Genomic DNA, 13,173 nt, shown 5'->3' with positions numbered 1-13,173 from the left:
TAATAATTAGATTTATATACGAAAATGCAAAAATAACGGTTTTTAACAAAAAGCTGATTTTGAGATTAAGAATAGCATAAAAGCACTATTATGAAATAAATAATTTATACTATCTTGAGTTATATTCAGCCACTTAGTGTTAATCTTATGACAAAAATAGCGTTCATTATTCACGGAAAAGCTCGAAAAAAGCAATTCTTGATTGATGAAATTAAAAGAATCTTTGAAGCTCCATTTTTCCAAACGCAGATTCTTGAGACGCAGTTCGAGCAGCACGCCATCTTACTCGCTGAAAGTGCGGTTGCTGAAGGCTTTTCATATATCATTGCTTGTGGTGGTGATGGAACATTAAACGAAGTTTTGAATGGTATTTTGAAAACAAAGCGAGAAGACATCAAACTTGGAATAATACCAAAAGGCTCAGGCAATGATTTTGCCAAAACTATTTGCTCACCTGCATCTTTGAGTACTTTGAAGGCTTCTATTATTGAACAAAAAACTAAGCAAATTGATGTGGGTTTAGCCGAATTTGTATCAAAAGAAGGACAACCTACACTTCGTTATTTTATCAACATTGCCGATGTTGGTATCGGGGGAGTGATTGCTCAGCAACTTGCTGAGGCAATCAAAATCTTTGGTTCGGTTATTACTTATCAGTATTTTATTCTTAAAAACTTTCTTACTTACACGCCTCAACAAATTAAGGTCATTGGAGACGATTTTGAGTATTCGGGTAATATTATGAATTTTTGTGCTGCAAATGCCAAGTATTTTGGAAGTGGGTTAGGAATTGCCCCCACCGCTGATATTGCTGATGGAATGCTCAATGCGGTGGCCATTGGTGAAGTAAGTTTGCTTGATTATCTAAAAAACTTCCCCGACTTGAAAAAATGTAAACCTTTGAAACACCCTGCTATTAAATATTTTACTTCCAAGACGCTTTTTTTTGAATCAACTAATCAATTTATACCGATTGATATGGATGGTGAGTTTGTTGGTTTTTTACCAATGAAAATAACAGTTAAACCTCAAGCAATCAACTTCATTATTTAGATTTTATTTCCATGATTTCAGCACAAACGGTCAGAAAATTGGCACTGCAATTTGAGCAAGCCGAAGAGCTTCCGCATTTCGATAAAGCTTCTTTTCGTGTAAAAAAGAAAATCTTTGCAACCCTCAACGAAAAACAGCAGCGGGCGACGCTAAAACTTTCGGAAAATGACCAATCAATTTTCTCGCTCTATGGCGATAAAACTGGTGTTTTTCCTGTACCAAATAAGTGGGGAAAGCAAGGTTGGACACAATTTTTACTTGAAAAAGTCGATGAAGAATTTTTTAGCGATGCACTCACTGCCGCTTATTGTGAAGTTGCTCCCAAAGATTTATCCGATAAATACATGATAGAGTAAGATATAATATCTCATCAATTAATATTGTTTGTATCGTATTATTAGATTAATAACTCTCTATTCTCAAGTGTTTCTGTATTGATTTTATTGTTAATCAGTGTTCTTTGTGATGTAAAATGCTTTCATTTTTTTTTGAAAATACAAAAAATATAATTTTATTTGTATGTTAAAGTTCAAATAGACCCAAAAAGAAATGAAACTCCTTAGATTGCTGTTAATAGCAAGCATAGTTTTGCTGTACCCTATAACTACGTTTGCTCAGACAGATAGAACTGCCAAACAACTTAAAAGTAAATTATCAACAGTAACACAACTAAATACACAGCTTACTGAAGAAAACAAAAACCTACATAATTATCTCCGACAGCTCAATCAAACTATTTCGGACGTTCGTGACTCAATAAATATTCAGATGAATTTGAGTAGAAAGTTAGATTATGAAAGTAAAAAATGGCAGGAAGCAACGTTTAATGTCAATAAAAACCTTCAAGCAACTCAAAAAGATTTCATTACAGCTCAAGATGAAATTCGTAGACTTAAATACGAAAACGAAATTTTGAAAGACCCCAAAGTTGTAAGAATGTATGATGTTTCGGCAGCAAAAGTCAAAGATGCTTTAATCGGTCGGCTAAATGAAAGTAGCTTAGGTTTTCAGTTTGATGAAGAAAATGACAGCCTCAAAGTCATTAAACAATTCGATAATAGTACTGAAGCATGGTGGGCTTTTGATAAAACGATTGATATACTTTTAGAGTTAAATCTACGTATAGCTCCGCATCTCTATGACCCTAATCGCAGTGTAGTTTATGGTTCTATCAATCTTTTCGAAAAGGTTCGTTATAGCAACAAACAATATACTCCACAAGAAGATGCCGATAAAATCAGGCTTTATCAAGAAAAAACTATGCGTTTGCTTGAAGCCAATATCAGTAAAACTGCTATAAAGTAAGATTATGTGATAAAGATAGAAGATCCAATGATTAGAGTTCTTAATTATACGATTGTTTGGTAGATTTTGATGTGTTCGTCAGTAAATCTTTCCCAAGAAAACTTAGCTGCTTGTAAAAGAGCTTTTTTACTTAATTCATTTCTGAAATTTTCGTTTTGGTAAAAATTTAATATTGCTGATGAAATGGCGGTTTCATCGGTTGGCTCGACTAAAATTCCTGCATCGCCAACTACTTCTGGTATTGAACTTTTGGTAGATGAAATAACTGGCGTACCGCACTGCATAGCCTCAAGCGGAGGTAACCCAAAACCTTCGTAAAGCGATGGATAAACAAACCCAATAGCTGAGGAATATAGAGCAGCCAAGTCTTCATCAGCTACAAATCCAGTCGTGATGATTCGCTCTTTTAAGGCAGGATTTGACTTTATTTCGTCAAAAATACCATCAAATTGCCAGCCTTTTGTGCCAACCAGTACCAAGTTTAAATCATTAATATGCTCTTGCTGAATGAGCGTTAAAAAAGCCCTAATCGTGCGTTCGATGTTTTTGCGAGGCTCTAATGTAGAAACGGAAAGAAGGTGTTTACTTTCAGTCGGAATGTTGTATTTTTTTAAGATATTGGCTATTTTCTCCTGATTGTTCTCTTGATAAAATACTTCTTTTGAAGCGGCCAAATATATGACCGAAACTCTTTCTGGAGAAATCCCCGTTGCTTCGCACAAATCATTTTTTGTTGCTTCCGAAACGCAAATTGGTGTTGTATGTTCATCAATACTTTCCAGAATTTTATGCATCATCATTTTGTTCCATTCACCAAAATATTGTGGAAACAAATGCGGAATCAAATCATGAATCGTAATCGCCTTCTTTGGCTTTGAAAATCCTTTCAGTTCTTGCGGAATCGGTAGAAAAGGCGAATGATAAATATCGTAAGCTGAAAGCGTGTGCTGATTAAACGAAAAATTAGGTTTCAAATACCCACGAGTACGCACAAATGCCTCTCTGACAGCCTTTTGAGATAGGGATTTAAACGGAAAAATTGATATAATCGAACTCTCGAATTTTGCCCTAAATTTATCCGATTGTTTATTAACCAAATTGAATCTCGATTCGGGAAAGTATTTTTTTAGATAACTTATCATTTCGGGCAAATTTTCAGTATTTGCCAACGAAAGTTCAATTTTATTGCTTGTGTGTAAGCCCCTGAAAAGTTCTTCGGCAACTCTGAAAATTCCGGTGCGAGATTGCTCATGGAAATAACCTAAGCCCAAAACCGATGTATCTAAAATGACTTTATTCATGTAAAAAAGTATTTATTTTGTTCAAAACCAATGTTTTTACTGCATCGGTTTCAACATTTTCTTGATAAACTACCTCTACATTATCTCTCTCAAATGGCAATCCAACGCTTGGTTTGTGGTTGTGAATGAGGTAAACAGGAAAATTGGCCAAAGGAAAAAATGGGTAGCCAGTTCCTTTAAAAATTGTGATTGTTTTGCCAAAAATACAGCAAAAATGCTCAGGAAAAGAGTCAAGTGTGAGAGCGAATTTAGCATTGTTAGCTAAAACACCAATTTCTTGAATACTGATTTTAGTCGATGTATCAATCACTTGATTTTTGAAGGTATCCGCAACTAAATCTAAAATCTGTTTCGACATGGTGGTTTGTCCGCACAGCAAAACTTTTAGTTGATGTTTTTCTAAAATCTGCTCAATTAATTTCGCCCAGAATGTTACCGAAAGTTGCTTATGTTCGCCGCCAGATTCGGGGAAAAGCATGAAGAAAGGCTCATTTGTTAAACCTATTTTTTCTTGTAGTTTTTCAAAATTTACGCTTTCAGGTACTGGAAAATAAGGCTCAATATCAGCGAAAGTTCCTTTTACTCCGATTTCACGCAAAAGCATGAAATACATGTCAAAATGATGAAATTCGTGCGTTGGTACATCAAATTCTTTGTCTAAAAGCCCACCTAAGGCACGTCTCGAAAAACCATAAGCTTTTTTTACGGAGATAAAAGGCAACACAAAATGGGCAACGGCATCGCTATAACGAATGTCAATGTAATAATCATATTCTGTCTGGCGTAAAACAGATAATGCTTGGTGAAAAGTCTGATAAAAATCTTTAAATTTCTCCCAGCGTGAAATTTTACGTCGGTTTGTCTGAAAATGATTGATATAAATGGTCTGATTTACGTACGGATTATGCAGATTCACAGGCTCGCACCATTGAGCCGTTAGTAAATCAATCTTGGCGTTTGGGTAGGTTTTCTTAATGAGCGGAAACATATACGTCACTGTAAGGGCATCGCCCAAATGCCCCAACGAAGCCACCAAGATTCGAGGTGCGTCATGATTGATAGGTGCTAATTTCCGCTTTTTGTAGAAAAGATTTGCATAAATATCCACAAAAAAGTCCATGATTTTAAAAGGAATGGTTTCTCGTGGTGTTCCGCAGTATTTTCTCATAATTTTTTAGTCTACTGTCAATAGTCCACAAGACCACAGACAGGTATTTATGTGTAATTGATTGATAATGAGAATCTTATTTCTATTGTCTATTGACTGTCGTTTGTGGACTATTCAAATTTATACCCCAATTTTTTTATCTCTTTTTTCCAAAAATCAGTTTCGTAAATATCCCATGCATGGCAGCCGAATGGCAAGCCACCATTGAGGCGAAATGCTTTTTCGGGCATGTGTTCAACGCCAAATTTTAGTGCTGTACGCCAATCAGGAATCTTTAGTTGAGGTATGTAGCGGTTTAGCTCAATTCCCCAAAACATATCTTCATTATAGGCTGGATGAGTTTTAACTTTCTCGAGATATTCCTCAATTTTTTGCTGATTTTTTGGAATCATACTGAGCAACTTCTTGGTTTTTCTTAGTGAAAATCCACCATTACCTACGGCACGTTTCATGATTATTTCTTTCGGGCCATATTTGCCGTGAAGCTCTTCTTTGAGGTCGAACCATAGAGCAGTTTTCTTCTTTACGTTCCAAATAAATTCTTTGATTTTTGAATCAAAATCTATCTCAATTCGCCACGGAGCTCCAATATAATCATAGCCTTGTTTGCACCAATATTCGAGTTCATCACGAAAAACAAATGCATCTAATTGATAGATTAGCATGTATTCATACTTCAAAAAACGACCATAAAACGCTTCCGAAAGCATGAGTCTATTGTAAGAAAGCGTACTTTTGAAATACGAATCTTCAAAATCTTCAAATTGTATTTGTGAATATTTTTGTTGTAAATAGCTGATATTCAAATGCTTGGGCTTTATCACGATAATTGGATAATGTCCAAGCACACGTATTCCTTGTGCAAGCGAAATCTCTTCTGTCTTGCTCAGTTTTTCTTGATAAATCGGAATAATTACGCAAACACTCACTTTTTTGGGCTTTTAGCTATTAGCCTTTAGCTATTAGCGTTTCTACACTATTTTTTTTAAGCTAAAAGCTAAAAGCTAAAAGCTAATCACTAAAATTAAATTATAGTACCGCCATCAATGGCAAAAATACCACCAGTTGTATAGCCAGAAGCAGCTGAAGCCAAATAGAGTGCCATCGGTGAAATTTCCTCTACGCTTCCCATACGAGCAATTGGAAGGTTTTTGGTAAAATGAGCCAAAGTTTTTTCGTTGTCCCAAAGAGCTTGGCTGAATTTTGTTTTTATCAGGCCTGGAGCAATCGCATTTACTCGGATGCCATCTTCGCCCCATTCCTTTGCCAAAACTTTGGTTAGCATATTCAACGAAGCCTTGCTTACGCTATACATGCCCAAACCTGGGTCGGGTGTATGCCCAGCAATACTACTGATATTGATTACGCTACCACCGCCACGAGATTTCATAATGGGATGCACCATTTTGGCCAGCTCAAAAGGAGCTTTCACATTCACTTGCATGATTTTATCAAAAGCACTTTCCGAACATTCAAGCGATGGCCCATAAACTGGATTGGTAGCAGCATTATTAACCAAAATATCAATTCCGCCGTAGATTTCTACGCTTTTATCTACCAAATTTCGGAGTTGAGCCATATCGCCTGTGTTAGCTGCAATGCCTACACATTCGCCACCTTCGGCTTTTATTTCGGCAGCTAATTCGTCTAAATCAGCTTGTTTTCTACTGCTTATGACAACTTTTGCTCCATGAGAAGCATATATACGGGCAATGGCTTCGCCAATCCCTTTACTCGCACCCGTAATTACGGCTACTTTATCTGTTAAATCGAATACGTTTTTCATAAACCCAACTATCGAAGGTGTTCATTTTAGTTTTTATCAATTTTTTACTCCCCCATCGGGGGCTGGGGGGCTTTTACTGCAAAATCAACCCACCATCTAAAATCATGCTCTGTCCAGTCATAAACGATGACTCTTCAGCGGCCAGATACAAAATGGCACTTGCAATTTCTTCGGGTTTTCCAAAGCGTTTCATCGGAGTTGCGTGTTGAAGTGCTTCCAAATACGCATCGTCTGTGTCTGCCCCTTCGAGCATTGGGGTTTGTGTGAATCCAGGGCAAACTGCGTTAATTCTGATGCCGTGCTTGGCATATTCTATTCCCGCAGTTTTGGTCATTCCTATAACGGCGTGTTTACTTGCTGAATATGCAATGTGTCCGACCATGCCTAAATGCCCAGCTACTGATGCAATATTAACAATGTTTCCGCTACGTTGAGCTATGAAATGCTGCAAAGCTACTTTCATGCAGTTCCAAAGGCCTTTAACGTTTACGTTAATTACTTTATCGAAATCTTCTTCGGGATATTTATCAGTACGGATGCGAGGCCCCAAAATTCCAGCCGAATTGACCAAAATATCAAAGCGACCCAAACGGCTAATTGTTTGCTCAACCATGCGTTGCACATCATCAAGGTCGGTTACATTTACTCTGATGAATGTTGCTTCTCCGCCAGCTGCTTCTATTTCTTCTACGAGGTCATCGCCCATTTTTTCTGATAAATCGGCAATCATTACTTTTGCACCTTCTTTGGCAAATAGTATTGCTGCTGCTTTGCCAATACCAGAGTTTCCGCCAGTAATGATTACAACTTTGTCTTTAAATCTCATAGGTTGAATGCTAATGAATAATTGTTAATGTATAATTGATAATGGAAAGCTGCCCGATTGATAATTTTCCATTATCAACGGGCGGCGTTCCGCTTCTCCATTATTTATCTACTTTTTCTCACAGAAATAAACAATTTCTTCGCTTGGCAAAGAGTAACGCTTCACCAGTTCTTTCGACATCTTCATCACGAAATCATCTTCTGTTACTGTGAAACCAGCTTTTTCAAGTTCACGACCATAATCACGGCCAAAAAGACGAAGGTGGTCGTTTTGCCAGAAAACTCGTTCACGTTCACGTGGGTCGGTGATGGTTGGGTCTTCAAAAGTGTGTGCTTTTGTCCAATCTTGTGGCGATTGGATAATTGCCCAGCCATTTGGTTTCAAAACCCTATAAAGTTCCGACATAGCTTTGTGATAATCATCAACATGTTCCATTACGTGATTACAGATAGCCACATCAAAAGTATTTGCCTCAAACGGGATTTGGTGAATATCCATCTTCACTTTTGCTAACGGAGACTCAATATCGGCTGTGATGTATTCCAAATTTTTCATTTCCTCGAAACGATCAATGAAACAATATTCGGGTGCGACGTGTAGTACTTTTAAGTGCTTTGCAGTAAAGAAATTTGTGCGTTCTTTCATATATAAAGCCATCAAACGGTGGCGTTCGAGAGCCAAACAATTTGGGCAAAGAGCATTCGGACGAGATACTAAACGTCCATACGGCATAAATTTTGTAAGTTTAGCATCACAAACCGGGCATTCAACATTATTTCCTTTCAAGAAAAATGTATAAATTTTGAGCGGAATGTGACTAAATAACTGAAGGTATTTTCGAGGTATAAATCGGAGTAAAAAACTAATAATTTTGCCCATGAGTAATAGAATTCTGAGTTCTTAGTTATGAGTTCTGAGTTTTTATCAAACAACAATCGTTTTTGAAAGTAAGTCAAGTTGTTTATTATCAGGTTGTTATAGATAAAAACAAGCAGATAACAGATAACGTATAATTGATAATTGTTCTGTTTTTTTCTCAAAATTAGTTATTTTTGTTCTTAGATTTTACACCAATACTAATAAAGATTCAAGAAGATGGAAGTTAAAAAGCAAAAACCACCTGGAAAAAAAATGTTGAAACGAATGAGTCTTTACACCAAATGGCTTTTAAGTGCAATTGGCGGGTTAATTTTAATTGGCTTTGGTCTGAGTATTTTTAGCGAGGCCGCCAACTTGAAGCATACCAATGCCCCGTTTTTGCGTTGGTTTTTGTTGGGAAGTTATAGCCTAATTATGATTAATGGTGGTTTATGTGTCTTTGGGCAAGCTATCATTTTTAAAGTAAGAATGGAGAATAAAAAGCTTATCAAAAAAGCCCTCAAACAAAGAGAAAAAAATGTAAGAAAAAAGCTGACTATCACTAAGTTAGATACACCTAAAGGTGAGTAAACTTGTAAATTTATATAGTTATTTATTACCGGTTTTCTTTAGACTTTCACGACTAAAATAAGATTTGGTCGTGATTTTTTTTAATTCCCCCTCTTACTTTAGAACTTAATAAAGTTTTTATAGGCTTATTTTAAGTATAAATACTTAAAATATATTGATTTAAATAATTGACTATCAGTAATTTGTGAAAATATAATTAATATACGTAATTTTGCACAACCAATATGATGAAAGTCGTTTTATACTCAATTTTGTTAAAAACCTATAGATGAAAAAAAATGATAATGGTATTAAAATGCCATTAGCAACTCAAAGAATTAGAAAAATTTTAATAGCTGTTGATTTAGAAAAAAACTCAGAAAATCTAATAATGTATTCAATAGTTGTCACAAAGCGTATTCTTTGCGAATATACTTTGTTGCACTATCATAGAGAAAAAGTATTAGACTCTGCGAATGTCGAAAAAGTGAATTTACTTTTACAGAAAGTAAAAAATGTTCATAATGTCGATGTAAAAAGTGTTTTTGGACAAGAAATAGCTACTGAACAAATTTCAGCTAAAATAACTGAATTGCATAGCATTGAGCATTTCGATACAATCGTAATCGGAACTTCAAATACCCCAAACTCGTGGAAAATGGGCAGTGTTTCCACGCAAATTTTACGAGAAGTACCTGCTAATATCTTGGTTGTACCTCCTTATATTTCTTTAGCTTTTCCGCAAAATATAAGTATTTTGGCCGATACTCAGCAAAAAGCAGATATTGAAAAACTAACAGCCTTTAATCGATACATCTCTCAGTTTAGTGTATTTATTAATTTTGTTTTTTTTGTTGATTCTAAAGAAGATTTAGAAGAGAAACAAAAAGCAATGCGACAATATCAAACTTTTTTTGAAGCAAACTTTACTTTCAACTTTATATTACAGGATGTCAGGAATTTACCGAATTTTCTGACAAAAATTGAAGAAACATTGTGTGAATCGGCTGTAATTGCGTGGAATGAGGATTTTATGAATGTTGAGCAAAACAGTACAAATTTTCCATGTAGTCCCAAAATATCTATTTTTTATTCTAAAAGTAGCGAACCTGCTGAAAACGCTTTTCGGCTCGAAACACCACTTCGATAAACAAAAAAAAAGAGATACTCATCGAGTATCTCTTTTTTTTTGTTCGATAATCGAACTACAAAAATTATTTTGTAAATTCTGCTTTCAATGCCTCAATATCAACACGTTTAATATCTAATTTCAAAGATAAACGTTTGATAGTTGCAATTCTATTTTTAGCTACTGCTTGGTTTCTTTTTGCTTTACGCTTCAACTGTGTTACTGCCATTGTATTATGTATTTTAGACCCTAAAACCCATTTACTAATGGAGAATCAGAGCATAGTAAAAAATTTTTGGAATATCTAAAGTCCCTTTTTGAGGGGCTTGGGGCAAAATTAGGGTGCAAAGCTACGAAAATCAATTAACATTTAATAATTAACAATGACTTTTTTAAGCTAATTTTGTGGCAAAGAAAAATAAATGTCTAAAAAACACCGTCTGTACCGCAAGTCTGACGGTATTTCTGAGAAAAATATTCTTAGAAAATACTAAAAAACAACATGAGTAAACCAAGTTTAGCAAGAGGAACAAGAGATTTTGGACCGTCGGTGATGGTCAAGCGAAATTATATTTTTGATACAATTAAGCGTACTTTTCAGAAATTCGGTTTCCAACCAATTGAAACGCCAACCATCGAAAATCTTTCGGTTTTGATGGGAAAATACGGCGATGAAGGCGACCAACTCTTATTCAAAATCTTAAATTCGGGCGATTTTTCAAAAGACCTGACTCAAAAAGATTTAGAAGAAGGTTTCAAGAAACTAACGCACAAAGTCTCAGAAAAAGGTTTACGTTATGACCTTACTGTTCCGTTTGCACGTTTTGTGGTCATGAACCGCAACGACTTGGTGATGCCATTCAAGCGTTATCAGATTCAGCCAGTTTGGCGTGCCGACCGCCCTCAAAAAGGCCGTTATCGTGAGTTTTATCAATGCGATGCCGACGTGGTGGGTACTGATTCATTGATTTGTGAAGCCGAAATTGTGTTGATGTTGCAGGAAATTTTGCAAAACTTGGGCATCAAAGACTTTACGATTAAAATCAATAACCGAAAAATCTTATCGGGTATTGCGGAAGTAATCGGTGTGAAAGGCAGTGAAGTCCCGCTAACGGTTGCGATTGATAAATTAGATAAAATTGGAAAAGAAAAAGTAGAAGACGAACTCCGTGAACGTGGTTTTTCAGAAGAATCTATTGAGAAATTGCAACCGATTTTTGAAATACAAGGAGCTGATAGCCAAGTGTTTGATAAATTAAAGGCTTGGTTGAAAGATTCTGAAACAGGTTTGAATGGTATCGAAGAATTAGAGAAAGTTTGGTCATTGGTGCAAAGTTTTGGATTAGAAAATGCCAATACACAACTTGATATTACGCTCGCCCGTGGACTCAGCTATTATACAGGAGCTATTTTTGAAGTAAAAGCCAACGGCGTACAGATTGGAAGTATTTCGGGTGGTGGTCGTTATGATAATCTAACAGGCACTTTCGGAATGCCTGGACTTTCAGGAGTTGGTATTTCATTAGGCGTTGACCGTATTTTTGATGTAATGGAAGAATTAAGTTTATTCCCAGATAATCAAGGTGTTACGACTAAAGTTTTATTAACTAATTTTGATGCAGAAGCCGAAAAGTATTCTTTGCCAATCCTAAAAAAATTGCGTGATGCTGGCATCAATGCTGAAATTTATCCAGAATCGGCAAAAATCAAAAAGCAGTTTGATTACGCCAATCGTAAGAATATTCCATACGTAATCGTTGTGGGTTCTGACGAAATGCAATCGGGCGAACTAACATTTAAAAATATGGTTTTGGGCGAGCAGGAAAAACTGTCTATTGAACAAATAATTAGTCGATTGGTATAGTTTCTGGAAATAACTATATTTGATAAAAATATTGAATGATGGTAGCACTAACCGAAAAAGAACTTTCCAAGAGTGATTCAATGGACTGGCGAGAAATTGAAAGCCAATTGGCTGACATCGGTGTGCCATTTCTTCCTCTCTCTTGGGAAGATGAATTTTTAATGGCAGAAAACCTCCAAAATTACTTTGCGGAGGTGATTGCGGGCTATTCCTTACTCGAACTCCAAGAGGAAGAAAATCAGGAAATAGATGAAGCAAAGTTAATCGTTTGGGAAAATGCCAGTATAGAATTGATACGTGAACGAAGTAAGTATTTTAAATATTCACTAAAAGAAAGGCAAGCACTATTAATTAGGTTAATGAAAGAAGCTAAAGTAATTGAAAAGTTAAGGAGGTAATGCAATATAATATCGAATTATCAAGCGAATTTAGTGAAAGAGTTTTTGAAAAAATTAAAAAGAAATATCTTTTTGAAAAAGAACCGTCAATAAATCCAATAGGTATAATTTTAGGTGGACAACCTGGCTCTGGAAAATCTTTCTTGGTAAACGAAGTGAAAAAAGAATTTCAAAAAGACTTTATTTTTATCAGTACCGATGACCTCCGACTTTATCATCCTGCTTATGCAGCTCTCCAGCAAAACCCCGAAACACTTCAAAATGCTGCTAATCTCGTAAATCCGTACGCTTATGCTTGGACAGAACGCTTAATAAAACACTGTATCGAAAACAAATTCAATCTCATCATTGATAGTACACTGGGTGGAAATATCAATGCGGTTTATCAAACTGTTGATATGCTGCGAGAAAATGATTTTTCTTTCCACCTAAGGCTGATGGCTGTGCCTGCACTCATCAGTAAATTGAGCATTTTTTTGCGTTATGAATTTCAATTGAAAGAAAAAGGTTTTGCCCGATGGACACGCATGGAAGACCACGATAATAGATTTGAGAAAATTCCGAGTGTTATCGAGCAAATTTTCACAACTAAACCGCCCGATACTGCCCGATTTTATCAACGAGTGCTGGCAGCAAGTATAACAATCTCTCTAAAGTCTTCGCAAGTTTTTTTCTTAGATAACAATGCCTTTCCTACCTTTGCATTTTTGCAAGACTTCCATTCGATTAGAAATCAATTTAATAGAACAGAAACAGGCTTCATTATTGATTCTATCAGAAATATCGAAGCGTTTATTTTGCAAAGAAGAGGTACTTTAGATGAATTTAGAACAATGATTCTTCAAGAGTCTAACAACATTTCGGGTAGATTGAAAAGAATGATTTTGAAAACTATTACAAATATTTGATTACAAA

The 13,173-nt window shown here is 35.7% G+C and carries 15 protein-coding genes; 8 read left to right on the top strand and 7 right to left on the bottom strand.

All coding sequences use genetic code 11. The features are described from left to right. Window positions 1–147: 147 nt before the first annotated feature. From ABR854_RS20805 to ABR854_RS20795, 3 genes are all read left to right on the top strand, one after another. A complete protein-coding gene (locus tag ABR854_RS20805) occupies window positions 148–1,053 on the top strand; it encodes a diacylglycerol/lipid kinase family protein (protein ID WP_350267778.1) in 906 nt (301 codons plus the stop codon). An 11-nt stretch (window positions 1,054–1,064) separates the two neighbouring features. After that, window positions 1,065–1,409 carry an MmcQ/YjbR family DNA-binding protein gene (locus tag ABR854_RS20800; protein ID WP_350267777.1) on the top strand — a complete coding sequence of 115 codons (345 nt, stop codon included), beginning with the start codon at window positions 1,065–1,067 and terminating at the stop codon, window positions 1,407–1,409. Window positions 1,410–1,602: 193 nt separating this feature from the next. Then, entirely contained in the window at window positions 1,603–2,358 is a 756-nt protein-coding gene (locus tag ABR854_RS20795; RefSeq protein WP_350267776.1) for a hypothetical protein, read from the top strand. 44 nt (window positions 2,359–2,402) lie between these two features. Here ABR854_RS20795 and ABR854_RS20790 read toward each other — a convergent pair whose 3' ends face one another. The 6 genes from ABR854_RS20790 to ABR854_RS20765 all read right to left on the bottom strand — a co-directional run bounded on the left by ABR854_RS20790 (window position 2,403) and on the right by ABR854_RS20765 (window position 8,318). Continuing rightward, a complete protein-coding gene (locus tag ABR854_RS20790; RefSeq protein ID WP_350267775.1) occupies window positions 2,403–3,659 on the bottom strand; it encodes a glycosyltransferase family 4 protein in 1,257 nt (418 codons plus the stop codon). Next, window positions 3,652–4,827: a glycosyltransferase family 9 protein gene (locus ABR854_RS20785; RefSeq protein ID WP_350267773.1), complete on the bottom strand. Its 1,176-nt coding sequence runs from the start codon at window positions 4,825–4,827 to the stop codon at window positions 3,652–3,654. Before ABR854_RS20785 ends, ABR854_RS20790 begins: the two co-directional genes overlap by 8 nt. Window positions 4,828–4,937: 110 nt before the next feature. After that, window positions 4,938–5,756, bottom strand: a complete 819-nt coding sequence (locus ABR854_RS20780; protein ID WP_350267772.1) for a DUF5672 family protein — start codon at window positions 5,754–5,756, stop codon at window positions 4,938–4,940. A gap of 95 nt (window positions 5,757–5,851) precedes the next feature. Continuing rightward, on the bottom strand, window positions 5,852–6,613 hold the full coding sequence (locus ABR854_RS20775) for an SDR family NAD(P)-dependent oxidoreductase (RefSeq protein WP_350267771.1): 762 nt from the start codon (window positions 6,611–6,613) through the stop codon (window positions 5,852–5,854). Between the two features lie 73 nt (window positions 6,614–6,686). Further along, on the bottom strand, window positions 6,687–7,439 hold the full coding sequence (locus ABR854_RS20770; RefSeq protein WP_350267770.1) for an SDR family NAD(P)-dependent oxidoreductase: 753 nt from the start codon (window positions 7,437–7,439) through the stop codon (window positions 6,687–6,689). Window positions 7,440–7,547: 108 nt separating this feature from the next. Next, window positions 7,548–8,318: a class I SAM-dependent methyltransferase gene (locus ABR854_RS20765; protein ID WP_305952952.1), complete on the bottom strand. Its 771-nt coding sequence runs from the start codon at window positions 8,316–8,318 to the stop codon at window positions 7,548–7,550. Between the two features lie 216 nt (window positions 8,319–8,534). Between ABR854_RS20765 and ABR854_RS20760 the strand changes: the two genes are divergently transcribed. Together ABR854_RS20760 and ABR854_RS20755 are read left to right on the top strand one after the other, a co-directional pair. Continuing rightward, window positions 8,535–8,888, top strand: a complete 354-nt coding sequence (locus ABR854_RS20760) for a hypothetical protein (RefSeq protein WP_350267769.1) — start codon at window positions 8,535–8,537, stop codon at window positions 8,886–8,888. A gap of 268 nt (window positions 8,889–9,156) precedes the next feature. Further along, the gene (locus tag ABR854_RS20755; RefSeq protein ID WP_350267768.1) at window positions 9,157–10,017 is read left to right on the top strand and encodes a universal stress protein; all 861 of its coding nucleotides are present in this window, start codon (window positions 9,157–9,159) and stop codon (window positions 10,015–10,017) included. A 64-nt stretch (window positions 10,018–10,081) separates the two neighbouring features. Here ABR854_RS20755 and ABR854_RS20750 read toward each other — a convergent pair whose 3' ends face one another. Further along, complete coding sequence (locus tag ABR854_RS20750; protein ID WP_350267767.1) at window positions 10,082–10,225, bottom strand: hypothetical protein; 144 nt, start codon at window positions 10,223–10,225, stop codon at window positions 10,082–10,084. A gap of 273 nt (window positions 10,226–10,498) precedes the next feature. On the opposite strand from ABR854_RS20750, the gene hisS reads away from it, so the two are divergent. From hisS to ABR854_RS20735, 3 genes are read left to right on the top strand one after another with little or no spacing between them, the layout of a single operon-like run. Continuing rightward, on the top strand, window positions 10,499–11,860 hold the full coding sequence (gene hisS, locus ABR854_RS20745) for a histidine--tRNA ligase (RefSeq protein WP_350267766.1): 1,362 nt from the start codon (window positions 10,499–10,501) through the stop codon (window positions 11,858–11,860). Window positions 11,861–11,895: 35 nt separating this feature from the next. Continuing rightward, window positions 11,896–12,258 (top strand): hypothetical protein, encoded by a 363-nt coding sequence (locus ABR854_RS20740; RefSeq protein WP_350267765.1) that lies wholly within the window; start codon window positions 11,896–11,898, stop codon window positions 12,256–12,258. Then, window positions 12,258–13,166, top strand: coding sequence for a zeta toxin family protein (locus tag ABR854_RS20735; RefSeq protein ID WP_350267764.1), 909 nt, complete (start codon window positions 12,258–12,260; stop codon window positions 13,164–13,166). The genes ABR854_RS20740 and ABR854_RS20735 overlap by 1 nt, the downstream gene beginning before the upstream one ends. Window positions 13,167–13,173: the final 7 nt, after the last annotated feature.

Origin of the sequence: Emticicia sp. W12TSBA100-4, from assembly GCF_040253585.1 — a bacterium.
GTDB lineage: Bacteria > Bacteroidota > Bacteroidia > Cytophagales > Spirosomataceae > Emticicia.
Note: the sequence above shows the minus strand (reverse complement) of the source record. Positions and strands in the feature narration are given on the sequence as shown.